This is a genomic window from Methylibium sp., assembly GCF_965279545.1.
Classification (GTDB): domain Bacteria; phylum Pseudomonadota; class Gammaproteobacteria; order Burkholderiales; family Burkholderiaceae_C; genus Methylibium.
The window spans coordinates 557686-582699 of sequence record NZ_OZ257250.1; the positions used below are offsets into that span (position 1 = coordinate 557686).

19 protein-coding genes and 1 pseudogene are annotated in these 25014 nt (G+C 68.9%); 2 read left to right on the plus strand and 18 right to left on the minus strand.

Annotated features, from left to right (window positions below):
• Nucleotides 1-119 precede the first annotated feature (119 nt).
• The 8 genes and pseudogenes from ACQY9S_RS02605 to ACQY9S_RS02640 all read right to left on the minus strand — a co-directional run bounded on the left by ACQY9S_RS02605 (nucleotide 120) and on the right by ACQY9S_RS02640 (nucleotide 12027).
• Complete coding sequence (locus ACQY9S_RS02605) at nucleotides 120-839, minus strand: phosphatase PAP2 family protein (protein WP_428423018.1); 720 nt, start codon at nucleotides 837-839, stop codon at nucleotides 120-122.
• The gene (locus ACQY9S_RS02610; RefSeq protein ID WP_428423019.1) at nucleotides 826-2544 is read right to left on the minus strand and encodes a phosphoethanolamine transferase; all 1719 of its coding nucleotides are present in this window, start codon (nucleotides 2542-2544) and stop codon (nucleotides 826-828) included. The genes ACQY9S_RS02605 and ACQY9S_RS02610 overlap by 14 nt, the downstream gene beginning before the upstream one ends.
• Nucleotides 2545-2644: 100 nt before the next feature.
• Nucleotides 2645-3778: a molecular chaperone DnaJ gene (gene dnaJ, locus ACQY9S_RS02615; RefSeq protein WP_428423020.1), complete on the minus strand. Its 1134-nt coding sequence runs from the start codon at nucleotides 3776-3778 to the stop codon at nucleotides 2645-2647.
• An 81-nt stretch (nucleotides 3779-3859) separates the two neighbouring features.
• The gene (gene dnaK, locus ACQY9S_RS02620) at nucleotides 3860-5818 is read right to left on the minus strand and encodes a molecular chaperone DnaK (RefSeq protein WP_428423021.1); all 1959 of its coding nucleotides are present in this window, start codon (nucleotides 5816-5818) and stop codon (nucleotides 3860-3862) included.
• A gap of 77 nt (nucleotides 5819-5895) precedes the next feature.
• Nucleotides 5896-6336: pseudogene (gene grpE, locus ACQY9S_RS02625) on the minus strand (nucleotide exchange factor GrpE); the annotation flags it as partial.
• Between the two features lie 251 nt (nucleotides 6337-6587).
• Nucleotides 6588-6992, minus strand: a complete 405-nt coding sequence (locus ACQY9S_RS02630; RefSeq protein WP_428423022.1) for an RNA-binding S4 domain-containing protein — start codon at nucleotides 6990-6992, stop codon at nucleotides 6588-6590.
• Nucleotides 6989-8080, minus strand: a complete 1092-nt coding sequence (gene hemH, locus ACQY9S_RS02635) for a ferrochelatase (protein ID WP_428423023.1) — start codon at nucleotides 8078-8080, stop codon at nucleotides 6989-6991. The genes ACQY9S_RS02630 and hemH overlap by 4 nt, the downstream gene beginning before the upstream one ends.
• Nucleotides 8080-12027: a PAS domain S-box protein gene (locus ACQY9S_RS02640; protein WP_428423024.1), complete on the minus strand. Its 3948-nt coding sequence runs from the start codon at nucleotides 12025-12027 to the stop codon at nucleotides 8080-8082. The genes hemH and ACQY9S_RS02640 overlap by 1 nt, the downstream gene beginning before the upstream one ends.
• 123 nt (nucleotides 12028-12150) lie before the next feature.
• On the opposite strand from ACQY9S_RS02640, the gene ACQY9S_RS02645 reads away from it, so the two are divergent.
• Nucleotides 12151-12846, plus strand: a complete 696-nt coding sequence (locus ACQY9S_RS02645) for an HAD-IA family hydrolase (RefSeq protein ID WP_428423025.1) — start codon at nucleotides 12151-12153, stop codon at nucleotides 12844-12846.
• A 23-nt stretch (nucleotides 12847-12869) separates the two neighbouring features.
• Here the strand turns inward: ACQY9S_RS02645 and ACQY9S_RS02650 are convergent, their stop codons facing one another.
• The 10 genes from ACQY9S_RS02650 to ACQY9S_RS02695 form a co-directional block, all read right to left on the minus strand.
• The gene (locus ACQY9S_RS02650; protein ID WP_428423026.1) at nucleotides 12870-13811 is read right to left on the minus strand and encodes an adenylate/guanylate cyclase domain-containing protein; all 942 of its coding nucleotides are present in this window, start codon (nucleotides 13809-13811) and stop codon (nucleotides 12870-12872) included.
• Between the two features lie 241 nt (nucleotides 13812-14052).
• Nucleotides 14053-16308 (minus strand): RNA polymerase sigma factor RpoD, encoded by a 2256-nt coding sequence (gene rpoD, locus ACQY9S_RS02655; RefSeq protein WP_428423027.1) that lies wholly within the window; start codon nucleotides 16306-16308, stop codon nucleotides 14053-14055.
• A gap of 317 nt (nucleotides 16309-16625) precedes the next feature.
• Nucleotides 16626-18446, minus strand: coding sequence for a DNA primase (dnaG, locus tag ACQY9S_RS02660; protein ID WP_428423028.1), 1821 nt, complete (start codon nucleotides 18444-18446; stop codon nucleotides 16626-16628).
• 61 nt (nucleotides 18447-18507) lie between these two features.
• Nucleotides 18508-19266, minus strand: coding sequence for a 3-hydroxyacyl-CoA dehydrogenase (locus ACQY9S_RS02665; protein WP_428423029.1), 759 nt, complete (start codon nucleotides 19264-19266; stop codon nucleotides 18508-18510).
• An 86-nt stretch (nucleotides 19267-19352) separates the two neighbouring features.
• A complete protein-coding gene (adk, locus tag ACQY9S_RS02670; protein WP_428423030.1) occupies nucleotides 19353-20006 on the minus strand; it encodes an adenylate kinase in 654 nt (217 codons plus the stop codon).
• A gap of 132 nt (nucleotides 20007-20138) precedes the next feature.
• Complete coding sequence (gene kdsB / locus ACQY9S_RS02675; protein ID WP_428423031.1) at nucleotides 20139-20933, minus strand: 3-deoxy-manno-octulosonate cytidylyltransferase; 795 nt, start codon at nucleotides 20931-20933, stop codon at nucleotides 20139-20141.
• Entirely contained in the window at nucleotides 20930-21127 is a 198-nt protein-coding gene (locus tag ACQY9S_RS02680; RefSeq protein ID WP_428423032.1) for a Trm112 family protein, read from the minus strand. The genes kdsB and ACQY9S_RS02680 overlap by 4 nt, the downstream gene beginning before the upstream one ends.
• A 2-nt stretch (nucleotides 21128-21129) precedes the next feature.
• Nucleotides 21130-22206, minus strand: a complete 1077-nt coding sequence (gene lpxK, locus ACQY9S_RS02685; protein ID WP_428423033.1) for a tetraacyldisaccharide 4'-kinase — start codon at nucleotides 22204-22206, stop codon at nucleotides 21130-21132.
• Entirely contained in the window at nucleotides 22203-22646 is a 444-nt protein-coding gene (locus tag ACQY9S_RS02690) for an ExbD/TolR family protein (RefSeq protein ID WP_428425561.1), read from the minus strand. The genes lpxK and ACQY9S_RS02690 overlap by 4 nt, the downstream gene beginning before the upstream one ends.
• Before the next feature lie 33 nt (nucleotides 22647-22679).
• The gene (locus ACQY9S_RS02695; RefSeq protein WP_428425563.1) at nucleotides 22680-23321 is read right to left on the minus strand and encodes a MotA/TolQ/ExbB proton channel family protein; all 642 of its coding nucleotides are present in this window, start codon (nucleotides 23319-23321) and stop codon (nucleotides 22680-22682) included.
• Between the two features lie 331 nt (nucleotides 23322-23652).
• On the opposite strand from ACQY9S_RS02695, the gene xseA reads away from it, so the two are divergent.
• Nucleotides 23653-24984: an exodeoxyribonuclease VII large subunit gene (gene xseA / locus ACQY9S_RS02700; RefSeq protein ID WP_428423034.1), complete on the plus strand. Its 1332-nt coding sequence runs from the start codon at nucleotides 23653-23655 to the stop codon at nucleotides 24982-24984.
• Nucleotides 24985-25014 lie beyond the last annotated feature (30 nt).

Below are 25014 nucleotides of genomic sequence, written 5' to 3' on the forward strand. Positions count from 1 at the left end.
AGCCGGCGCTCTTCGGCTCGTTGCAGCAGTTCGTGAGCGTGGGTTGCCGACGCCCTCGCCAGCACTCACCACCGCCGCATGGGCCGGTTATTCACGCCCGCCCGCGCTGGGTTGACCCGTCAGTCTGCCGGCAGGCCTTGGGGCTGAGGCTGCCTGGGCGCGGCAGGTTGCATCAGGGCATGCCAGGACAGCGCCGTGAGGCTTCCGCACAGCCAGGCGGTGTAGAGCGTGTGGCTCAGGTAGTGCGCACCGCGCGCCATCTGCGCGAAACCGAACAGCGCACCGATCACGCACAGCGCGATCAGCATCGACCGCGCCACAGCGGGGCGCTTCGCACGCAGCACGACGGCCAGCGCGAGAAAGGAGAACGCGCCCGAGGCGTGACCCGACGGAAAGCAGTGTCCCGGACCGCCGTCGGCGACGCCGAAGCGCCAGTGGGAAACATAGTGCGCCACGCCGCCGAACTCCTGCAGCTCCCAGGGACAACTGGTCAGGCTGTGGCGCTTGAGCAGCGGGATCAGCAGCAGGCAGATGAGCGTGACGCCCAGGCACCAGAGGCGCTCGCGCGGCGTGAGGCCGCGCCAGGGGCCGAACGGCCACACCGCGACGGCCACCGTCAGGGTGAACAGCGCCACGCTCAGCCAGCGGCCGCCCCTGTGCAGCAGGCCCGCGGTCAGCCAGTGTTCGCGCCAGGGAAAGCCGTCGGCGTTGCCGACGAGCCGCAGCAGCGCCAGGTCGAGGCCGCTGCCGTCCCACAGCATCAGCAGTGCCAGACCGGCCAGCGCGAGCAGCAGATCGCGCTGTGCGGTCGGGAGGCGCGAGGGTTCAGGACGCGGCACGGCAGGGGGCCAGGATGTCGAGTGCCGATCGGTACTCGCTGGCCTGCACGCGCGCCAGGCCCAGCACGGTGTGGAACAGGTTGTCGTGGCTCAGCGCGGTGTCGAGACGCCCGCGCAGGCATCGCAGGTCGAGCCGGTCGGCCTGCAGCCTCTGCGCTGGCAGCCAGGCAATCAGCGGCACCTGCGTCTGTTCGCGCGGGGCGATCGAAAAGGGCAGACCGTGCAGGTAGATGTTGTTCTCGCCCAGCGATTCGCCATGGTCAGACAGGTAGAGGAGCGCCGGGTCGTAGCCGGTCGTCTGCTGCTGCAGCCAGGCAGAGGCGCGCGCCAGCACGTGGTCGGTGTAGGCGATCGAGTTGTCGTAGGCGTTGACCAGTTGCTGGTGGTCGCATTGCTGCAGCACGTTGCTCGTGCACTCCGGTTCGAAGCGCTTGCGGTCGGCCGGCGAACGCTGCGAGTAGGCCGGCCCGTGGCTGCCCATCTGGTGCATCACCAGCACCACGCCGCGGGCGCGCTTGTCGGCCGGCAGGGCGGCGAGGCGCTGGTCGAGTCCGTGCAGCATGGCTTCGTCCAGGCACTCTCCTCGAGGGCACAGCGTGGCATCGGGCGGCGTGGCGCCGGGCGCCGGCAGCTCGGGGCGGGTGTGCGGCACGCGCTCGCACACGCCCTTGCAGCCCGCCTGGTTCTCGATCCACAGCACGGCGAGGCCGGCACGTTGCAGCAGGTCGAGCAGGTTCTCGTGATCGTGGTCGCGGGCTTCGTGGGCGGTGCGTCCAAGGTGCGACACCATGCAAGGCAGCGAGGCGGCGGTGTTGGTGCCGCAGGACGTGACGCTGCGGAAGCTCAACACGCCGAGCGCACGCAGTTCCGGGTTGGTGTCGCGGTCGTAGCCATTGAGCGCGAAGTGATCCGCGCGCGCGGTCTCGCCGACCACCAGCAGCAGCAGCGGTGTGCGCTGACCCGGCAGCGGCGCGGCGGGCCGGGCATCGAGGCCGATCGGCAACGGTGGCCCGGCCGGCCTGGCTTGTGCGGCGTAGGCCACGCGCCCCAGTGAATAGAACACGTTGAGCGGGTTCACCAGGTAGCGCAACTCCTTGTGGTTGCGCATCGTGCCCGACAGGTCCTGGAACGACAGCAGGGTCATCGCAACGAGCAGTGCCAGCGCGCCGATCAGCCCGAGCGCATTGCGGGCCGCACGGGCGGGCCAGGGCCGGTAGTCGACCGGAAGTCGCCACACCCACCACAGCGGCAAGGCCGCCAGCAGCAGCAGGGAGCCGAACAGAGGAACACTCAACAGGTCGCGTGTTTCGCGCGGGTCGGTGCCCATCACATTGAGCATCATCGTCGGGTCGATGACGATGCCGTAGCTGCCCATGAAATGGGCGCTCGCCGCGGCCGTTACGAGCAGCAGCGTGATGGCCGGTTTGAGCGCGTGGCGCCAGGCCAGCAAACTCAGCAGCGCCGCGGTCAGCGCCGCGATCATCAAGCCGAAGGCGATGCCGAACAGCACGCCACGGCCCCCCGTGAGATCGGGCAGATCGATGAAGGCCCGCCACAGCGGCCAGTTGGCCGGGCCGGCGATCCACAGCGCGCAGAGCCAGATCAGTGCGAGCGGGCTACGGTCGCGTGCGGGCTGGGTGTTGTCGGGTGCGGTGCGTCCGCGGGCGAGGGCTGGGAGGCGGGAGAGCGGGTACGGCAACGACATCCGCACCACTGTGGTGTCGCCGCATTAGCGTGGCCTTAAGGCCTGCGCCCCCAGGCTGCGGCCCTTGGCTGCGACCGGGCTTGCGACCGGTCGCAACGGTTCACTTGAACAGGTCCTTGACCCGGTCGGTCCAGCTCTTGGCGTTCGGCGAGTGGCGCTCGCCGCCCTTCTTCAGGCTTTCGTCGAGTTCCTTCAGCAGCTTGCGCTGGTGTTCCGTCAGCTTGATCGGCGTCTCCACCGCGATGTGACAGTACAGGTCGCCCGGGTAGCTGGAGCGCACGCCCTTGACGCCCTTGCCGCGCAGGCGGAAGGTCTTGCCGTGCTGGGTGCCTTCGGGCAACTCGATCTCGGCCTTGCCGCCCAGCGTGGGCACCTCGATCGAACCGCCGAGTGCTGCGGTCGCGACACCGATCGGGATCGTGCAATGCAGGTCGTCGCCGTCGCGCTCGAAGATGTCGTGCGCCTTGATGCGGATCTCGATGTACAGGTCCCCTGCCGGCCCGCCATTGGTGCCGGGCTCGCCGTTGCCGGCCGAGCGGATGCGCATGCCCTCGTTGATGCCGGCGGGGATCTTGACCTCGAGGGTCTTGTTGGTCTTGATACGGCCGGCGCCATTGCAGGTCGCGCAGGGCTCGGGAATGATCTTGCCGCTGCCATGGCAGCCGGGGCAGGTCTGCTGGATGCTGAAGAAGCCCTGGCGCAGGTGCACTTGACCGGATCCATTGCAGGTGGGGCAGGTCTTGGCGCTGGTGCCGGGTTTGGCGCCGGTGCCGTCACAGCTGCTGCAGCTGTCCCAACTGGGGATGCGGATCTGCGTGTCCTTGCCGCGCGCGGCTTCCTCGAGCGTGATCTCCATCGCATAGCTCAGGTCGTTGCCGCGATAGACCTGTTGCCCACCGGGGCCGCGCCGCTGCCCACCCTGGCCGAAGATGTCGCCGAAGATGTCGCCGAAGGCTTCTGCGAAGCCGCCATAGGCCTCGCCGCCGCGGCCGCCCATGTTGGGGTCGACGCCGGCGTGGCCGTATTGGTCGTAGGCCGCACGCTTTTGGCCGTCGGAAAGCATCTCGTAGGCCTCCTTGGCCTCCTTGAAGCTTTCTTCGGCTTTCTTCCCCCCGTCGCCCTGGTTGCGGTCGGGGTGGTACTTCATCGCCAGTTTGCGATAGGCCTTCTTGATGTCTTCGTCGCTGGCGTTCTTGGCGACGCCGAGGGTCTCGTAGTAGTCACGCTTCGCCATGAGGGCTGCCTTCTGGATGTGCAAAGCCCCCGTGCGCTGGCATCAGCCCACGGGGGAGGCTCACGAGGGGACTGAAGTCTCTTACTTCTGGTCCTTGACTTCCTTGAACTCGGCATCGACGATATTGTCGTCGGCCGCCTTCGGGGGTGCCGCGTCGGCAGCGGGCGCGCTGCCGCCCGCTGCCGGGCCGGCAGCGGCCTGGGCCGCCTGCATGTCGGCATAGACCTTCTCGCCGAGCTTTTGGCTCGCGGTCATCAGCGCCTCGGTCTTGGCTTCGATCTCGGCCTTGTCCTCGCCCTTGAGCGCCGTCTCGGTGTCCTTCAGCGCGGCCTCGATCTTGTCCTTCTCGCCGGCGTCGAGCTTGTCGCCGTGCTCGGCGAGGCTCTTCCTCACGCTGTGCACCATCGCGTCGGCCTGGTTGCGGGCCTGCACCAGTTCGAGCTTCTTCTTGTCCTCGGCGGCATTGAGCTCGGCGTCCTTCACCATCGCCTGGATTTCGCTCTCGCTGAGACCCGAGTTCGCCTTGATGGTGATCTTGTTTTCCTTGCCGGTGCCCTTGTCCTTCGCACCCACGTGCAGGATGCCGTTGGCGTCGATGTCGAAGCTGACCTCGATCTGCGGCATGCCGCGCGGCGACGGCGCGATGCCCTCGAGGTTGAACTCGCCCAGCATCTTGTTGCCCGAGGCCAGCTCGCGCTCGCCCTGGAACACCTTGATCGTCACCGCCGGCTGGTTGTCGTCGGCGGTCGAGAAGGTCTGCGCGAACTTGGTCGGGATGGTGGTGTTCTTGGTGATCATCTTCGTCATCACGCCGCCCAGCGTCTCGATGCCGAGCGACAGCGGGGTCACGTCGAGCAGCAGCACGTCCTTGCGGTCGCCGGCCAGCACCTGACCCTGGATCGCGGCACCGACGGCCACCGCCTCGTCGGGGTTCACGTCCTTGCGCGGCTCCTGGCCGAAGAACTCCTTGACCTTCTCCTGCACCTTGGGCATGCGGGTCATGCCGCCGACCAGGATCACGTCGTTGATCTGGCCGACCGACACGCCGGCGTCCTTGATGGCGGTGCGGCAGGGCGCCATCGTGCGCTCGATCAGCTCCTCGACCAGCGCCTCGAGCTTGGCACGCGTGAGCTTGATGTTCAGGTGCTTCGGGCCCGAGGCATCGGCCGTCACGTAGGGCAGGTTGATGTCGGTCTGGGTGCTGTTCGACAGCTCGATCTTCGCTTTCTCGGCCGCCTCTTTCAGGCGCTGCAGCGCGAGCACGTCCTTGCCCAGATCGACGCCTTGTTCCTTCTTGAACTCGGCAATGATGTAGTCGATGATGCGCTGGTCGAAGTCTTCACCACCGAGGAAGGTGTCGCCGTTGGTCGACAGCACCTCGAACTGCATCTCGCCGTCGACGTCGGCGATCTCGATGATCGAGATGTCGAAGGTGCCGCCGCCGAGGTCGTAGACGGCGATCTTGCGGTCACCGCCCTTGCCATCGTTGTGCTTGTCCAGGCCGAAGGCCAGCGCGGCTGCAGTCGGCTCGTTGATGATGCGCTTGACATCGAGGCCGGCGATGCGGCCGGCGTCCTTGGTGGCCTGGCGCTGGGCGTCGTTGAAGTACGCGGGCACGGTGATCACGGCCTCGGTGACCGGCTCGCCGAGGTAGTCCTCGGCGGTCTTCTTCATCTTGCGCAGCACTTCGGCGCTGACCTGCGGCGGTGCGAGCCTGTTGCCGCGCACTTCGACCCAGGCGTCACCGTTGTCGGCCGCGGCGATGGTGTAGGGCATCAGGTCGATGTCCTTCTGCACTTCCTTCTCGGTGAACTTGCGGCCGATCAGGCGCTTCACCGCGTACAGCGTGTTGCGCGGGTTGGTGACGGCCTGGCGCTTGGCCGACGCGCCGACGAGCACCTCGCCGTCTTCCTGGTAGGCGATGATCGACGGCGTGGTGCGCGCGCCCTCGCTGTTCTCGATCACCTTGGTGGTGTTGCCTTCCATGATGGCGACGCACGAGTTGGTGGTCCCCAGGTCGATGCCGATGATCTTGGCCATGGTCAAAACTCCTTCAAACTGAAATCTGGTGGTAGGAAAGCTGTGGATAACTTCCCGCGATTCAAGGTGGCACGGTGTTATTTAGGCGCCGCCACGGTGACCAGTGCCGGGCGCAGCACGCGGTCGGCGATCAAGTAGCCTTTCTGCAGCACGGCCACCACGGTGTTCGCTTCTTGCTCGGCCGGCACCACGGTGATCGCCTGGTGCTGGTGCGGGTCGAATTTCGTGCCGGCCGGCGGCACGATCTCGACCACCTTGTTGCGCTCCAGCGCCGCGGCGAGCTGGCGCAACGTGGCGTGCGTGCCCTCGCGCAACTGCTCGACGCTGGCGTTCTCGATCGCGAGAGCGGCCTCGAGGCTGTCCTTCACCGGCAGCAGGCCATCGGCGAAATTCTCGACCGCGAACTTGCGTGCCTTGCTCATCTCCTCGTCGGCGCGACGGCGGGTGTTCTCGGCCTCGGCCTTGGCACGCAGGTAGGCATCGGCCATCTCCGCATGCTTGGCTTCCAACTCGGTCAGGCGCTGCTCAGGCGTCGGGGGGGCGCTGCTCAAGTCGGGAGCGGCTCCGGGCCTGGACGGATCGGTCGTGCCAGGTGCTTGATTTTCTTCAGGTTTTTCCATTTTCAGCGAGAGCTTCTGCGGGTCGGTAGGGAACTGGGGGTGGTGCCCGTTTTTTCAAGAGGGGTATTTTGATGCGTGCTATGGCACGTGGCCGGACGGTGATCGTGGGCCGGGCTCCATGCCGGGCGGCAAGGGTCGTGCCCGCGGGTTCACTTGTCCAGCGAAGCGCTCCAGCGGTCCCAGTCGGCGAGCTGGCGGCGGTCGCGCTTGGTGGGGCGTCCCTGGTCGATGCTGAGGGCGGGATCGGGTGCGATGCGCCGCTGCGCAGCCTGGGCGGCCCGCAACGCGATGCTGGCCGCGGTTTCCTCGTACAGCGCCTGGGCCTGCGGCGCCGGTCCACGCATTTGAGACACGCCACGCACGAGCACCGTGCGTGACACGCCACCCTGGCGCAGCACGAGTTCGTCGCCGATCTTCAGTTCGCGCGAGGCCTTGGCCGGCTGGCCGTTGACGTCCACCCGGTGCTTGCCGATCTCTTCGGCGGCGAGGCTGCGCGTCTTGAAGAAGCGCGCCGCCCACAGCCACTTGTCGAGGCGCACGCCGGTGCCGCTCACGATCCGGCTCCGAGCCGTCTGGCCCGGTCGGCCTGGGCCTGCAGTGCTGCCGGGTCCGGTGCGCTCTGGGTCGGCCAGCCCTGCAGGTGGCGGATCGCGATGTCGCTGAGCGCTGCGATCCACTCGTGGCGGTCGTTCAGGCAGGCGATGTAGCGGAACTCTTCACCCCCGGCATGCAGGTAGGCCGTGCGCGCCTCCTGGGCGATCTCTTCGAGTGTCTCAAGGCAGTCGGAGGTGAAGCCGGGGCAGGCCACGTCGACGCGTTTGATGCCTTGCTGCGCCAGCTGCACCAGCGTCGGCTCGGTGTAGGGCTCGAGCCATTTGGCCTTGCCGAACCGGCTCTGGAAGGTCACGAGCACCTGTCCGGAGGGCAGCCGCAGCCGCTCGGCCAGCAGCCGCGCGGTCTTCTGGCACTCGCAGTGGTAGGGATCGCCCAGGCGCAGCGTGCGCTCGGGCACGCCGTGGAAGCTGAGCACCAGCCGGTCGGCGCGGCCGTGGCTCATCCAGTGGTCTTCGATGCACCGGGCGAGCGCGAGGATGTAGCCGGGGTCGTCGTGGTAGTGGTTCACGAAGCGCAGCTCGGGCACGCGCCGGGTGCGCCCGGCCCAGGCGTAGACGGCGTCGAACACGCTGGCCGTAGTGGCGGCCGCGTACTGCGGGTACAGCGGCAGCACGAGGATGCGCGTCGCGCCGTCGGCTTTCAGGGCATCGAGCTGGCTCGCGACCGAGGGCTGGCCGTAGCGCATCGCCGCGCGCACGAGCACCGGATGGCCGCGTTCGCCCAGGTAGCCCGTCAGCAGCTTGGCCTGTTTCTCGGTCCAGACCTTCAGCGGTGAGCCCTCCGCCGTCCAGATGCTGGCGTACTTGACCGCCGACTTCGCGGGCCGCACGCGCAGGATGATCCCGTGCAGGATGGGCAGCCAGAGGGCGCGCGGGATCTCGACCACCCGCGGATCGCTCAGGAACTCGGCCAGGTAGCGGCGCAGTGCGCCGGCACTCGGTGCGTCGGGCGTGCCCAGATTGACCAGCAGCACGGCGCAGCGTTCGGCGCTGCCATGGCGGTGCGCGGGTTCGGGGCCGTGTTTCATCAAGGGGCAGTGGCGCGCAGGGCGTCGAGGTCGCTCATGACACGGTCGATATCGATCGGTTTGGTCCAGTAGCCGGTGAAGCCGGCATCGAGTGCACGTTGCATGTCGCGGGGCATCGCATCGGCCGAGCACATGAACGCGGGTGTCAGGGCGAATGCCGGCCGACCGCGCAATTCGGCCAGCACTTCATAGCCCGTCGTGCTCGGCAGGTTGGCGTCCAGCACCAGCACGTCCGGTTGCCACTCATTCGCCATTGTCAGCGCTTCAGGGCCGTCTTCGGCAATCCTCAGCTCGAAGCCACCGCGCAACTTGATCGCCTCCTCGAACAGGATGGCGTTGATGCGGTTGTCTTCGACGTAGAGCATGCGCAGCGCGGGGGCGTTCGCGTCGCCCGCCGAAGGACGTTCGGCCTCGACCGGCATCGAACCCGTCTCGCCCGGGTCGAGGGCTGGCGGCAGCGGCAACGCCAGGTGGACCTGGGTGCCATGGCCGGGGCGGCTGCTCAGGGACAGGCTGCCGTTCATCTCTTCGGCCAGGCGTCGCGAGATGACCAGGCCGAGCCCGGTGCCCTCGGTGGACGAGGTTTCGCGTCCCAGGCGCTCGAAGGGCTGGAACAGCCGTGCCAGGTCCGACGCCGCCAGGCCTGTGCCGGTGTCCTCGATCACCAGCACGCAGCGCTGCGGTCCGTCGACCGTCACCGCGCAGCGCAGCTCACCGCCGTCGCGGTTGTACTTGATGGCGTTGGACAACAGATTCAGCAGCACCTGTCGCAGGCGCTGGGCGTCGGCCCAGACCCTCACGTCCGGATCGATCCGGTTCAGCACGGTGATGCGGCGCAGCTCGGCCTGCGGGCGGACCAGTTCGAGCGTGTTGTCGACCGCGGCGCGCAGCGCCAGCGCCTCGAGCCGCAACGACAGCCGGCCCTCTTCGACCTGCTGGAGATCGAGCACGTCGTTGACGAGCGCCAGCAGGTGCTCGCCGGCCTGCAGGATGTGGCCGCTGAACTGGGCGATGCGCTGTGTGCCGCCTGCGCTGTCCTTCTGCAGCAGCTGGGCGAAACCGATCACCGCATTCAGCGGGGTGCGCATCTCGTGGCTCATGCGTGAAAGGAACTCGCTCTTGGCCTGACTCGCCAACTCGGCGGCACGCTTGTCGCGCAAGGCCTGATCCGCCATCTTCTGACGCGTGATATCGGTGTGCGTGCCCACGATGCGCCGCGGGCTGCCGTCGGGGCGGCGCTCGACGATCTTGCCGCGCTCGTAGACCCAGATCCAGTGGCCGTCCTTGTGGCGCAGGCGGTGCTCGGTGCGGTACTCGCCGCTCTCGCCGGCGCGGTAACGCCGGATCGCGTCGATCACCGCCGGGCGGTCCTCGGGGTGGATGCGGCGCGACCACTCCCGGGTCGAGGTACTGATCTCGTCGTCGCGGTGGCCGAGCATGGCCTTCCAGCGGGGCGAGTAGAACACCAGCTGCGTGTCCTCGTCGTAGTCCCAGATGCCGTCGCCCGCGCCTTCGAGAGCGAACTTCCAGCGTGCCTCGGACTGGGCCAGCGCCGTCTCGGCGCTCCGTTGCGCCGTGATGTCGCGGAACGTCACCACGCACGACACGCGCGAGCCGTCGGGGTCGCTGCGCAGCGGCTGCACGCTCAGTCGCAGCAGTCGCTCGCTGCCGTCCGGGCGCCGCAGGCGGTGCACCCGGTCGAGTGCGCTCAGTCCGGTGCGCAGGACCTCGCGCACCGGATGCTGGTCGAGGCCGACGAGGGTTCCGTCTTCCTCCAGCAGCCGGTAGCCGAGGCGGCCCAGGCGCTGGCCGGTCAGCGCAGAGGCCGTGGCGCCCAGCAGCGCACAGGCCGACGGGTTAGCGGTGACGATCCGGCGATCGTGGCCGACGACCAGCAAGCCGTCGGTGATCGATGCGGCAACCGAGCGGTAGAGCGTTTCGCTGAGCTCGAGCTGGCGCGCGGCGCGACTGCGCTCGGTCACGTCGTGTTGCACGCCGACGTAGTGGGTCACGCGCCCCAGGCTGTCGCGCACCGGTGCGACGTGCAGTTCGTTGATGAAGGGCTCGCCGTCGGCCCGTCGGTTGCGCAGCGTGACGGTGCAGGCACGACCGGCCGCGAGGGCTGCACGCAGGGTAGCGAGGCCGGGTTGATCACGATCGCCGTCCTGCAGGAAGCGGCAGTTGCGGCCGATCGCCTGGTGTCTCGACAGCCCGCTCAGCCGCTCGAAGGCGGTGTTGGCGTAGATGATCGGCAGGTCGGGCTGGGTGGCGTCGGCCACCACCATCGGCAGGGCGGCCTCGGCCTCCAGGGCCCGCTGCATCAGCTGGACGTCGCGCTCGAGGCCGCGCAGTTCCGTCAGGTCGCGGGTCAGGTAGAGCAGGCGGTCGCCGGCCATCGGCGAGATGCGGGCCTCGAAGTGCCGGACCCGGCCGTCCGGCATCGACAACTCGTACTCGATGCGCTGGACATCGCCGCTGCGCAGTGCATCGCCGATGGCGCGCATGGCCTGGGTCGCCAGCGGCTCGGGCACGACCTCGGTGAAGTGTTTGCCGCGCAACTCGGCGAACGGGCGCAACAACCCGGGGTGCTGCTCGTCGCTGCATTCGACGTGTCGCCCGTCGGCATCGATGACGAACCACAGGTCGGGCAGCGAGCGCAGCACGGCGCCGAGGCGGGCCTGTTGCTCGGCCAGTTCGAGCTCGGCGCGCCGTCGCGGCGTGATGTCGATCGACAGGTGGATCACGCTGCCGTCGGCGAGCAGCTGGTCGGTCACCAGGACATGCTGCGTGCCGAAGCGCAGCTCGTGCTGAAGGCCCTCGGCGGTCGTGAGTCCGAGCCGCCACGCTGCGAACTCGGCCTCGCGCCCGACGGCATCCGGGTAGGCGCCGGCACGCAGCAGGGCCTGCACGAGATCGGACCAGCGGGACGGCAGCTCTTGCAGGAAGCGGTGTATGCCGGCACGCCAGGCGGCGTTGCTGAGCACGATGCGCCCAGCCGCATCGCTGACCATCACGCCCACGGCGACGCATTCGATCGATGCTCGCAGCAGGTCCTGGGTGCGCTGCGCCTGCGTGCGCGTTGTCAGCTCCTCGGTGATGTTGCGTGCGGCGCCGCGGTAGCCCTTGAAACGTCCGGCCGAGTCGAACACCGGGTCGCCGTTCATCGAGATCGTGATCGTGCCGTGGGCAGCGTTGCGGTCGGCGACGGCATTCCTGAACGACTGCTGGCCGGCCTGCGCCGCCAGGCAGGCGTCCCAGGACGCCCGGTGCTCGTCGTCACGCGGCTGGTTCAGCACCTGAGCCGACAGGCCGACGTCGGCTTTCGCGGGCTGGCCGGTGTGGGCCTCCACGCTGTCGGAGACCCAGGTGAGAACGCCCTGTGCATCGGTCTCCCAGAGCCAGTCGCTGCCGGCTCGGCTGGCGCCGCGCACGCGGCTCTCCTGCAGGCGGGAGCGCTGCTCGAGCAGGCGTGCCTGGAGCAGCGAGCCGGCCAGTGTTGCGAGGTCATGCAGCGCGGCGAGCGCCGCCTCGTCGAGCCGGCCCGGTTGCCGGTCGATGGCGCACACGGTGCCGATGCGCTGGCCGTCGACCCGCACGGGTACGGCGGCATAGGCGCGGGCATGCGGCGCGTCGGTGACGAGCGGGTTGTTCGCGAAGCGCTCGTCGCTGCTCGCATCCACCACTTCCAGGGCCCCGGCATCCAGGATGGCGTGCGCGCAGAAGGCGACGTCGCGCGGGGTCTCGCGGATGTCGAGCCCGGCCGCGGCGGCAAACCACTGCCGATGTGCATCGACCAGGCTGACCGCGCCGATCGGCCAGCCGGTGTGCTGGCGCGCGAGCCGTGCGATCGCCGCGAATGCCGGATCGACCTCGGTGTCGACGAGGCGCAGTTCATGCAGGACGCGCAGCCGCTCGGCGTCGCCGGCGGGCGCAGGGGCCGATTTCATGCTGCGGTCGGGCACCGGTGGAAGAGCGTTGTAATGTAGCGGAGGGGCGTCCCGGAGTGGGGCGATGGCGGTCGCGCCGCGCGGTCGCGCCGTGCTTCGTTCACACTGGGACGTGGAGCCCGCATGAGCCTGAACATCGACAAGCTGCGCGCATTGACGCTGGACCTGGATGACACCCTGTGGCCGATCTGGCCGACCATCGAGCGCGCCGAGTCGGTGCTGCTGGCCTGGCTGCAGCGGCACGCGCCACGCGTCACCGAGCGCTTCGACGGGGTCGCGATGCGGAGCGTGCGAGAGGCGGTGGCGCGCGAGCGGCCCGAATGGGCCCACGACCTCGGTCGATTGCGGCGCGAGAGCATCCGCCGCCTGCTGGTCGCCGCCGACGAAGACGAAGCGCTGGCCGACGCGGCCTTCGAGGTCTTCCTGGCCGAGCGGCAGCGCGTCGATCTCTACGCCGACACCCTGCCGGCCCTGCGACGCCTCGCCGCGCGCTGGCCGCTGTTCGCCTTGAGCAACGGCAACGCCGATCTGGAGCGCATCGGCATCCGGCGCTGGTTCAGCGGCAGTCTCGCGGCGCGTGAGTTGGGCATCGGCAAGCCCGATGGTCGCATCTTCGCGGCTGCGTGCGAGCGCCTGGACTGTTTGCCGCAGGAGGTGCTGCACGTCGGTGACGACTTGGCGCTCGACGTGCACGGCGCCCTCGATGCGGGGCTGCAGGCGGCCTGGCTGCGTCGCGATGGCGGCCATGACGCTGCCGTTGCCGCACGCTGCTGGCAGGGTCGCGACCTGCTGGCCTTGGCCGATCGGCTGGGCGTCTGACTCCGGCGCGGAGGCCGCGCGGTTCAGTCGCTCGAGCGCGGCACGGTGTCCTGGAAGCTCAGGACGTCGAAGTTGACGGTCGGTGCCGTCGGATCGGTCGGTGACGCGCCGAGGCAGATCACGCCGCTGCCGTGCAGTGTGCAACTGCCGCGCCGCAGGGCGATCACTTCATCGCGACCGGCGAAACGCACATAAGTGCCGTTGTAGCTGAGATCGCTGACCTGGAAGGTGCCGCCATGCCACTCGACCCGCGCGTGCGAGCGCGAGACCCGCGTGTCGTCGATGCAATAGGTGGCCTGCGGACTGCGACCCAGGATCGCCGGCAGGTCGACACCCGCGAACACCCGGGTCACGTCCAGCCAGGCCAGCCGGATGCCGTCCGGCGCGGGCATTGGCGCCGAGCCTTCGAACAGTGTGGCGACCGTCTCGCCGAAGCGTCGTGCCTCGAGGCGGTAGACCTGCACCGGCTCCTGACGGCCGCGCAGCTGCAGCTTGCTCAGGGATCGGAAGCGTCCGCGGTGGTCGGGGTCGAGGCCTTCGAGCACCTGCTGCGTGGTGAGCGTCTCGTTGTCGCCGGCGCTGTCGAGCAGGCGCGCGGCCACGTTGACGGCATCGCCGAAGCAGTCGCCGTTGAGCTCGATCAGCTCGCCATGCGCCATGGCGACCTGCAGTTTGAGCGCGGAGCGGCGCGCACCGCTTTGCGGGCCCTCGGCGACGATGCGGTCCAGCGATTCGTGCATTTCGTCGGCCGCATCAATACCGCCCTGAGGCTGCTCGAACACGGCCATCAGCCCGTCGCCCAGCGTCTTGACGACCTGGCCCCCGCAGGTACCAACGATCTGGGCCATCAGCGCGACGCTCTGCGTCACGACCGATGCCGCTTCGGCATTGCCGAGCTTCTCGAACAGACCCGTGCTGCCGCGCAGGTCGGCGAACAGGACGGTGCGTTGGAGCAGTGCGGTCATCGAGGCGGCGTGCAATAGATCACACAAAAGTTTATCCCGCGCCGTGTGACGCCACTATCCCCAACAAGGTGGGCAAGAAAAAAGCCCGGCGCAAGGCCGGGCTGATTCGTGCCGAAGAGCTGCGCTCAGAGATTGTCGAGACAGGTGCGCAGCTTGTGGCGCAAGCCGCGTGGCGATTGCTGCGCAATCGCTACCGCCTGCAGGGCGGCACGTTCCAGGCCCATCTCTTGCGCCGTCGGCTTCAGAGATTGTCCAGGTACGTGCGCAGCTTGTCCGAGCGGCTCGGGTGCTTGAGCTTGCGGATCGCCTTGGCCTCGATCTGGCGGATGCGCTCGCGCGTCACGTCGAACTGCTTGCCCACTTCCTCGAGCGTGTGGTCGGTGCTCATCTCGATGCCGAAGCGCATGCGCAGCACCTTGGCCTCGCGCGGCGTCAGGCTGTCGAGGATGTCCTTGACCACATCGCGCAGGCCGGCCTGCATCGCGGCCTCGATCGGCGCGGTGTTGTTGGTGTCCTCGATGAAGTCGCCCAGGTGCGAGTCGTCGTCGTCGCCGATCGGCGTCTCCATGGAGATCGGCTCCTTGGCGATCTTCATGATCTTGCGGATCTTGTCCTCGGGCATCTCCATCTTCTCGGCCAGCGTCGGCGCGTCCGGCTCGAAGCCGAACTCCTGCAGGTGCTGGCGCGACAGGCGGTTCATCTTGTTGATCGTTTCGATCATGTGCACCGGGATGCGGATGGTGCGGGCCTGATCGGCGATCGAGCGCGTGATGGCCTGGCGGATCCACCAGGTGGCGTAGGTCGAGAACTTGTAGCCGCGGCGGTATTCGAACTTGTCCACCGCCTTCATCAGGCCGATGTTGCCTTCCTGGATCAGGTCGAGGAACTGCAGGCCGCGGTTGGTGTACTTCTTCGCGATCGAGATCACCAGGCGCAGGTTGGCCTCGATCATTTCCTTCTTGGCGTCGCGCGAGGCCTTCTCGCCCTGGTTCATCTTCTTGTTGATGAGCTTCAGGTCGTCGATCGGCACCACCGCCCGGCTCTGCAGGTCGATCAGCTTTTGCTGCAGGTCCTGGATCGGCGGCAGGTTGCGCGCCATCACCGCGCTGTAGGCCTTGTTCGCCGCGATCTCCTTCTCGGCCCACTTCAGGTTCAGTGCGTTCGGCGGAAAAGTCTTGATGAAGTGGTCCTGCGGCATGCCGCACTTGTCGACCACGATCTTGCGCAGCTCACGCTCGTAGCGGCGGATGTCGTCGACCTGCGAGCGCAGGATCGAGCACAGGCGCTCGATCGTCTTGACCGTGAAGCGCAGGCTCATGATCTCGGAGCTCACGCCCATCTGCGCGCGGTTGTAGGCCGAAGACTTGTAGCCTTCCTTCTCGTAGGCCTTGCGCATGCGGTCGAAGTGCGTGCGCAGATCGTCGAAACGTACCAGCGCCTGGGTCTTCAACTCCTCGAGCTTCTTGGTCAGCGCCTTCGAGCCGCCGTTGCCGTCGTCGTCGTCTTCCTCGTCGAATTCGTCGAAGTCCTCTTCGGCCACGTAGTCGTCGGCTTCCTCGTTCGACACGAAGCCGTCGACCGCTTCGGAGATCTGCATGTCGCCGGCGCGGATCTTGTCGGCCAGCACCAGGATCTCGGCGATCGTGGTGGGCGACTCACTGATCGCCAGCATCATCGCCTGCAGACCGCCTTCGATGCGCTTGGCGATCTCGATCTCGCCCTCGCGCGTCAGCAGCTCGACCGTGCCCATCTCGCGCATGTACATGCGCACCGGATCGGTGGTGCGGCCGAACTCGGAGTCCACGGTGGAGAGCGCCGCCTCGGCCTCCTCCTCGGCCTCTTCGTCGGTCGAGGTGCCGGTGGTGCCGCCGGCGATCAGCAGCGTGGCGGCGTCGGGCGCCTGTTCGTAGACCGCGATGCCCATGTCGTTGAGCATCGACACGATGGCCTCGAGGATCTCGGCCTCGATCAGCTTTTCCGGCAAATGGTCGTTGATTTCCTGGTGCGTCAGGAAACCCCGCGTCTTGCCCATCTTGATGAGCGTCTTGAGCTCCTGGCGGCGCTTGGCGACCTCGTCCTCGGTCAGCGCCGTTTCGTCCAGACCGAATTCGCGCATCAGTGCGCGCTCCTTGGCGCGCGAGACCTTCATGCGCAGCGGCTTGGCCTTGGGCTTGTCGCCGCCGGCGTCGTCGACGCTCACCTCGCCTTCGATGTCGGCCTCGATGTCGCCGAGCTCTTCGTCGAGCACCGGCAACGCCGGTTTGCCGGCGGCCGGCTTGCGGCCCGGCTTGCCCTTGGCTGCCTCGGGTGCGGCTGCTGTCTTGCCCGACGAGGCCTTGCCAGCGGCCTTCAGCGGCGCCGCAGGCACCGCCTTGGCCTTCTTCAGGTCGATCTCCACCTTGCCGGCCGACTTGGCGGTGGTCTTGGCAGACGAAGCCGGCGCGACGGCCTTGGTGGACTTGCTCGCAGCGGCGGGGGCGCTCTTCTTCGCGGTCATGCGATTCCTTGGAGGATGGGGTACTCGGGTGCCTGGAGCCATGCGCTGTGCGCCGGCCGCGAGCGGCAGGGCGACTCGCGGCGCCGTGCACTAGCAGGTCGGGCTGCCATCAGCCCGAAAGCGGACATGAGGGCCACAGCGTCGGCGGGCAAGCTCGCGTGAGTGTCCTGAAGGTGCAGCCCTGGCGGGGGAGGGTGGCCTGATGGTGACCCTTGTCGGGGGTGGCCGGGGCCCGGAGGTGCTGCGCTCACTCTTGCCGCATACGACTAACCGCAAATTATCGGCGATTTAACGCCTCGCGTCAAAGACAACAGCGCTCACGGGCTTGCCGCGGCCTGGCTGCGTGCGAGACGGTGCTTGATCTCATCGGCGCTCGTGCGGGTGCGGCGGATGGTCTCCAGGATGTCCGGAGTCAAGGGCTCGGCGGTGGTCAGCATCTCCAGGTCGCGCTCCAGTGCGTCCAGGCGCACGCGGTCTGCGACGACGTGCAACTGGGGCTCGGCATGCTCGCCCACGTCGACTTCGTGCAGCGAGCCGATGCGCTGTGCGAGTGCGGTCAGTCCGAGCGACTCGCCGCCCGCCAGCATTTCGTCGAGCAGGGTCTGGGGCGACAGCGCACCTTCTTCGTGAAAGCGGCGGTCGAGCCAGCGAAAGAAGGCGCCGTGGGGATCGAGCACCTCGCACAGCAGCTCGTGGGTTGCCACGTCGAGGCGCTCCCACAGATCGCAGCGCTGCACCAGCAGCCACGCGCCGCGGTCGAGCGAACTGGTCGCCGCGCGCAGTGCACGTCGGCTGGGGCGCGGGGCGGGGCGGGGCGCTTCTCGCCGCGGCGCAGGTGCGCCGCCCCACAAAGTCTGGAGCTCCGCCGACTCCAGTGCGCCCGCGCGAGCGAGTTCGGTGAGCAGTTGACGCCGCAGCGCGCCTTCGGGCAGTGCCGACCAGAGCGGCTTGGCATTCGCCAGCATCAGCGCACGGCCCTCGGCGGTCTCGAGGTCGCAGTCTTCGCGCGCTGCCTCGATCAGTTGGCGTGACAGCGGCACCGCCTGTTCGACACAGGCCTCGAAGGCTGGCGCGCCCTGCTCGCGCACGAAGGAATCGGGGTCGTGCTCGGGCGGCAGGAACAGGAACTTGATGCTGCGCGTGTCGCTGGCATGCGGCAGGGCTGCTTCCAGGGCGCGACCGGCGGCGCGCCGGCCGGCCGCGTCGCCGTCGAAGCTGAAGACGATGCGGTCGGTGAAGCGCAGCAGCTTTTGCACATGCTCGGCGGTGCAGGCGGTGCCCAGCGTGGCCACCGCATTCGGGAAGCCGAGCTGGGCCAGCGCGACGACGTCCATGTAGCCCTCGACCACCAGCGCGTAGCCGCGCTCGCGCAGCGCCTGGCGGGCCTCGAACAGGCCGTACAGTTCGCGGCCCTTCACGAACACCGGCGTCTCCGGCGAGTTGAGGTATTTCGGCTCTCCGGCATCGAGCACGCGGCCGCCGAAGCCAATCACCTCGCCCTGCACCGAGCGGATCGGGAACATGATGCGGTCGCGGAAACGGTCGTAGCGCTTCTGGTCCGGTCCGTCGTCGCCTTGCACGATCACCAGCCCCGACTCGATGAGCAGCGGGTCGTCGTAGCGCGGGAACACGCTGGCCAGGCCGCGCCAGCCTTCGGGCGCGTAGCCCATGCCGAAGCGTGCGGCGATCTCGCCGGTCAGGCCGCGGCCCTTCAGGTAGGCCACCGCGCGAGGACTGGCCTTGAGCTGCTTGCGCCAATGCTCGCCGGCCTTCGCCAGCACCTCGCTGAGCGTGGCCTGGCGCTCCTTCATGGCACGGGCGTGCTCGCGCTCCTCGGGCGAGCTGTCGTCCTCGGGCACCGTCATGCCGGCCTGCTGGGCGAGCTCCCGCACGGCGTCCATGAAGCCGAGGCCGGCGTGCTCCATGAGGAAACCGATCGCGTTGCCATGCACGCCGCAGCCGAAGCAGTGGTAGGTCTGGCGCGTCGGGCTGACGGTGAAGCTGGGTGACTTCTCGCCATGGAAGGGGCACAGCCCCTTGAGGGTGGCACCGGCCTTCTTCAGTTGCACGTGCCGACCTACCACCTCGGCCACATCCGTGCGGGCCAGCAAGTCCTGGATGAAGGCGGGCGGGATCACGTGCTCAGTCTAAGACTTGCCGCAGCGACGGGGCGGACGCCGCCCGCCCCACCACGGGACGTCAGCGCGGGGCGAGGCGGATCGCCCCGTCCAGGCGGATCACCTCGCCGTTGAGCATTTCGTTCGTGATGATCTGGTGCACCAGTTTCGCGTAGTCGGTGGGCGTGCCCAGGCGAGACGGGAAGGGCACGCCGGCGGCCAGCGCGTCCTGCACCTCCTGCGGCATCGCGAACAGCATCGGCGTGCCGAAGATGCCCGGCGCGATGGTCATGTTGCGGATGCCGCTGCGGGCCAGGTCGCGGGCGATCGGCAGCGTCATGCCGACCACGCCGCCCTTGCTGGCCGAATAGGCGGCCTGGCCGATCTGGCCGTCGTAAGCCGCCACCGACGCAGTGGAGATCAGCACGCCGCGCTCGCCGGTCGGCTCGGGCTCGTTGCGGCCCATCGCCTCGGCGGCGAGCCGGATCATGTTGAATGTGCCGACCAGGTTGACCGTGATCACCTTGCTGAACACCGCCAGCGGATGGGCGCCGTCCTTGCCCACCGTCTTGACGGCGGGCGCGATGCCGGCGCAGTTCACCAGGCCCATCAGCTTGCCCAGCGATACCGCCTTGGCGATGACCGCCTGGCCATCGGCTTCGCTCGCAACATCGCACTTGACGAAGGCGCCCCCGATGTCGCGCGCCACCGCCTCGCCGGCCTCGACCTGCAGGTCGGCCACGACGACGGTGCCGCCCTCGCGCGCCAGCATGCGTGCGGTGCCTTCACCGAGGCCCGAGGCGCCGCCGGTGACGATGTAGACCTTGCCTGCGATGTCCATGTCGTGCTCCGATCGTGAAGAGGGCAATGAAAAAGGGCCGCTGCTGCGGCCCCTGTGCGTGCAAGAGACAGGCCAGACGGCCGGCGTCAGCTCAGGGCGGCCAGCGCCCGCGCGGTGATTTCGTCGACGCTGCCGGTGCCGGCGATCTTGCGGTACTTCGGCGCGGCCGCATCACCCGTCGCGGACCAGGCGGCGTAATAGTCGACCAGCGGCCGGGTCTGGCTCTGGTAGACCTGCAGGCGCTTGAGGACGGTCGCCTCCTTGTCGTCGTCGCGCTGGATCAGCGGCTCGCCGCTCACGTCGTCGATACCGGCGACCTTCGGCGGGTTGAACTTCACGTGGTAGGTGCGGCCCGAGGCGACGTGGACGCGGCGTCCGCTCATGCGCTCGATGATGGCTTCGTCGGGCACGTCGATCTCGAGCACGATGTCGAGCTTCACGCCGGCAACCTTCATCGCATCGGCCTGCGGGATCGTGCGCGGGAAGCCGTCGAACAGGAAACCCTGGGCGCAGTCGGGCTGCGCGATGCGCTCCTTGACCAGGCCGATGATGATGTCGTCGCTGACGAGACCGCCGCTGTCCATCACCTTCTTCGCTTCGACGCCCAGCGGGGTGCCGGCCTTGACCGCAGCGCGCAGCATGTCGCCGGTCGAGATCTGCGGGATCCCGAACTTCTGGCAGATGAAGGTGGCTTGGGTGCCCTTGCCAGCGCCGGGCGCGCCCAACAGGATCAGATTCATCGCGGGTCCTCGTGGTTTCTTGTCGGTTCGCGCACCGTGTCGCTCGAGGCGGCAAGTGGCTTGTCTCGCTGGTATTCGACCCGCTGGATTCGATCCGGCGAAGTCGAAATGAGAATACCACGCAGCCTTTCGTCAACCTGACTCGCGCAGCCCTTTGCGGGTCGCATCGGCGAACAGGGCCCGCACACGCTCGAGGTCTTCGGGCGTGTCGATGCCCGGGCCCGGACGCAGCGGGCTCACGTGCACCGCGATCCGTTCGCCATGCCACAGCACGCGCAGCTGCTCGAGCGACTCGATCGTCTCGATCGGGCTCGGCGGCAGCGTCGGGTAGCGGCGCAGGAACGCCGCGCGGTAGGCGTACAGGCCGATGTGCCGCAAGGGCGGCGGATCACTGAGCGAGCGGGCCTGGCGCAGTCCGGCGGCGTAGCCGTCGCGCCACCAGGGAATGGGGGCGCGCGAGAAGGTCAATGCGCGGCCCTGGGCGTCGCAGACCACCTTCACGACATTGGGATTCTCGAACTCCGCCACGCTGTCGATCGCGTGGGCTGCCGTGGCCATCGCGCACTCGGGCCGCCGCGCCAGCAGTGCGGCGCAGGCGTCGATCAGTGCGGGGTCGATCAGCGGCTCGTCGCCCTGCACGTTGACGACGATCTCGCCGTCCGCCAGTCCGAGCAGCTCGCAGGCCTCGGCCAGGCGGTCGCTGCCGGTCGCGTGGTCGCGGCGCGTGAGCAACGCGCGCACGGCATGCCGTGCGCAGGCGTCGACGGTGCGGGCGTCGTCGGCGGCCACCACCACCGCGCTCGCACCGCTGGACATCGCGCTGTGCGCCACCCGCACCACCATCGGCAGGCCCGCGATGTCGGCGAGCGGCTTGTCCGGCAGGCGGCTCGAGCCGAGCCGTGCCGGAATGAGGACCGTGAAGCTCATTCGGACAGCGGCGCCGGCTGCGACGGCGGCTCGTCCAGCGCGCGGGCCTCGCCTTCGAGCATCACCGGGATGCCGTCGCGGATCGGGAACGCCAGCCGGTCGGCGGCGCAGTGCAGTTCGTGGGCGGCGTGATCGTGCGTCAGCGGGCCCTTGCAGATCGGGCACACCAGCAAGTCCATCAATCGGGTGTCCATGCTCATCCTTCGCGGCGCGGTGACAGGGGCGCCAGTGCGGCATCGAGCGCGGCAAAGAACGCCGGCTCCGGCGAGAAGTCTAGCGGCGCGACCCAGATGCGTGTGCCGGGCCGCTCCCGCAGCACGCGATCTGCCGGGAGCTTGACGGCGTCCTTCTCGGTCACGATCACGTCGCGGGTGTCGGCAGGCCAGGGCAGGGCGGCGAAGTCGGCGTGATCCGCCAACGCCTGCTCCCGGACTTCCAGCCCGGCGCTGCGCAGCTGGTCGAAGAAGCGCTGCGGTTGCGCGATGCCGGCACAGGCGAGCAGCGGCCGGCCTCGCAGCGCGTGCAGGGCCGCGGTCGATGCCGGTTCGCCCTGCCACCACGCCGCGAGTGCCGCGGCACCGGCCAGCGAACGCCGGGTGCCGTAGCCGGCGAGCGGCGTGCTCGGCGTCTCGGCGTTGTAGAGCACCAGCGTCGCGGCCGCACCGCCGGGCGTGTCGATCGGCTCGCGCAGCGGACCGGCCGGCAGCAGCCAGCCGTTGCCGGCGCCGCGGGCGTCGAACACCACCACCTCGACGTCGCGCGCCAGCCGGCGGTGCTGCAGCCCGTCGTCGGCCACGATCACATCGATGTCCGGCCGGGCCGCCAACAGGGCGCGAACGGCGGCCACCCGGTCGCGGCCGACGACGACCGGTGCACCGCTGCGCAGGTGGATCAACAGCGGCTCGTCGCCCACCGCGCCGGCAGGGGTGTTCGCCCGCACGGCCTGCACGCCGTCGGCAGCGCGACCATGGCCGCGTGACACCACGCCGGGCCGCCAGCCCCGTTGGCGCAGATGCGCGAGCACGGCGATCACCGTCGGCGTCTTGCCGGCGCCGCCGGCGATGCGGTTGCCCACCACCACCACCGGCCGGCCGGCCGGCTCGCTGCCCGGCAGGCCGAGGCGGTAGCCTGCATTGCGGACCGCCACGACGGCACCGTAGAGCACCGACAGCGGCCACAGCGCACAGGCCAGCGGCCCGCGCTTCAGCCAGTGGCGGGTCAGGACGGTTTCGAGCGGCGCGCGCACCGGCGCGCGAGGCCGGTCCGCATTCAACGCGACTCGGCGTCGGTGGGGGCACCGTTGCGGCTGCCCTGGGTCGCGAAGGTCAGTTGCTGCAGGCCGGCGCGGCGCGCCGCGTCCATCACGTTGATGACGCTCTGGTGTGCCGCGCTGGCGTCGGCGGAGACGATCACGACCCGGTCGCTCTGGCCCGCCGCCGCAGCGGCCAGGGCGGCGGTCAGCGTCGCGAGATCCTTGCCGGCGACCTGGTCGCGGTTCACCGTGTAGCGGCCGTCGCTCGAGACCCCGACGATGATTTCCTTCGGGTAGTCGCGCGCACGCTCGGCGTCGGCCACCGGCAGGTTCACCTTCAGCTCGGTGAACTTGGAGTAGGTGGTCGAGAGCATCAGGAAGATCAGGATCACCAGCAGCACGTCGATGAAGGGGATCAGGTTGATCTCCGGTTCCTCGCTGCGGCGGTGGCGGAAATTCATCGCCATGGTGGGGTTGGGCGGGGTGCGCGCCGCTCAGTTCGGGCGGGACGTGAAGCGCAGCAGGTGCGGCATGATGCGCTCGCTCGCTTGCTCGAGATCGATGGTGTATTCGTCGATCCGCCCACGGAAGTAGCGGTAGAACATCAGCGAGGGAATGGCGACGACCAGTCCGAACGCGGTGTTGTAGAGCGCGATCGAGATGCCGTGCGCCAGTTGTTCCGGGTTGCCGCCGACGCCGGCGGTCGTCGCCGGAGCCTGCGAACCGAAGATCTCGATCATGCCGACCACGGTGCCGAACAGCCCCAGCAGCGGCGCGGCCGAGGCAATGGTGCCCAGCGTGTTCAGGTAGCGTTCGAGCCGGTGCACCGCAGCCCGGCCGGCCGTCTCGAAAGCGATGCGCAGGCCATCCTCGGTGATGCGCGGATCCGCGATCACGGCGCGCAGGCCGCTGGCGAGCACGCTGCCGAGTACCGAGTTGGCCGACAGCTTGTTCACGACCTCGGGCGCCGGCAGGCTCTTGCTGGTGACGGAGATCACTTCATCGAGCAGCCGCTGCGGCGCGACGCGCACGGTGCGCAGGCTGCTGAAACGCTCGATCACGAGGGCCAACGCGACGATGGAGCACAGGATGAGCGGCCAGATCGGCCAACCGGCGGCTTGTATGATCGAAAACAACGAAAGTCTCCAGATTCGAGTCGCGGCGATTATGGCCCGGCCCCAGCCGCGCCAGCCGCAACAGGCGACTTTGTGCGAGTCGGTGCAATCGTCCACCGTTGTTGTGGATAACTTTGTGGGCAACTGCTTCACCCCCCGCCCGAAACGCCCGCCAGTCAAGGCCGTGAACAGATTGCTCAAACAATGAGCACAAAAAAACACTTGAGAATCAACAGCTTGCACGATTTTGACGGGCTCATGACGGTGTCGATGCGGCGCCCGGCCTTGTCTGGCGCGGCTGTGGAGTTCCGGCCCCGCATATCGAGGGGGTTGCGGGCCGGCCGGAGCGGCGATGACCGGTGCTGATCGGTTCTCGGGGCGGGGCCTTGCGCCGCCCGCGCAGGGGCCGGGCCGGACCCCTGCGCCGCTGGTGTGGGAGGTCGCCGCGCTGGTGCATGCCGTTGCTGACACGCTGGCGGCGCGCTTTGCCGCCGTGGCAGTGCGCGGCGAGGTCTCCGGCTACACCCGGGCCGCCAGCGGCCACTGCTATTTCACGTTGAAGGACGCTGAAGGCACGGCCGCGCTGCGCTGCGCGATGTTTCGCCGCGCGGCGAGCCTGCTCGATTTCACGCCCGACGATGGCGATCTGGTCGAGTTGCGCGGCCGGTTGGCGGTCTACGAGCCGCGCGGCGAGCTGCAGTTCGTGGTGGAGGCCATGCAGCGCGCCGGGGCCGGTGCGCTGTACGAGCGCTTCCTGCGGCTCAAGGCCCAGCTCGAGGCCGAAGGCCTGTTCGATCCGGCGCGCAAGCGCCCGATCAGCCGCTACCCGTCCTGTGTCGGCGTGGTGACCTCGCTTGCGGCGGCAGCCTTGCACGATGTGCTGACCGCACTGCAGCGTCGCGCACCGCAGGTGCGGGTGGTCATCTACCCGAGCCCGGTACAGGGGGCCGACGCGCCGGCTGCGCTGGCGGCGGCGATCGAGGCGGCCGGCCGGCACGGCCGGGCCGACACGCTCATCGTCGCCCGCGGTGGCGGCTCGCTCGAAGATCTGTGGGCTTTCAATGAAGCGGTCGTGGTGCGCGCGGTCGCGGCCAGCCGCATCCCGGTCATTGCCGGCGTCGGTCACGAGACGGATGTGAGCCTGGTGGATTTCGCCGCCGACCTGCGCGCACCGACGCCGACCGCGGCGGCCGAACTCGCGGCCACGCCGCGCGAGGACGCCTTGCGACAGCTGGCCGGCACCGCGCGCTCCCTCTCGCGCAGCCTGGAACGCGGCCTGCAGCAGCAGGCGCAGCGGCTCGACCGGCTCACGCTGGCGCTGAGCCGTCCGGCCGAGCGCCTGAGCGGCCAGCGCAACCGGCTTGATCTGCTCGCGCAGCGCCTCGCGCATGGCGTGCGGACCGGCGTGCACGGGGCACGCACCGAACTGCAGCGCGCCGCACTGGCCCTGCACCATGGTGGCCGCTTGCTGCGCGAGCGACGCGCCCACGCGCTGCAGACGGTCCAGACGCGCCTGCAGGCGCTCGACCCGACGCGGGTCGTGGGACGCGGCTATGCCTTGATCGAAACCGCCGAGGGCGAACTGGTCGTCGATCCGCAGCAGTTGAAGGCAGGCCAGGACCTGAAGCTCACGCTGGCGCGCGGCCAGATCGGGCTGCGGGTCGATCGCGTGCTGCCGAAATGAAGAACCGGGCCGCAAGGCCCGGTTCGTCGT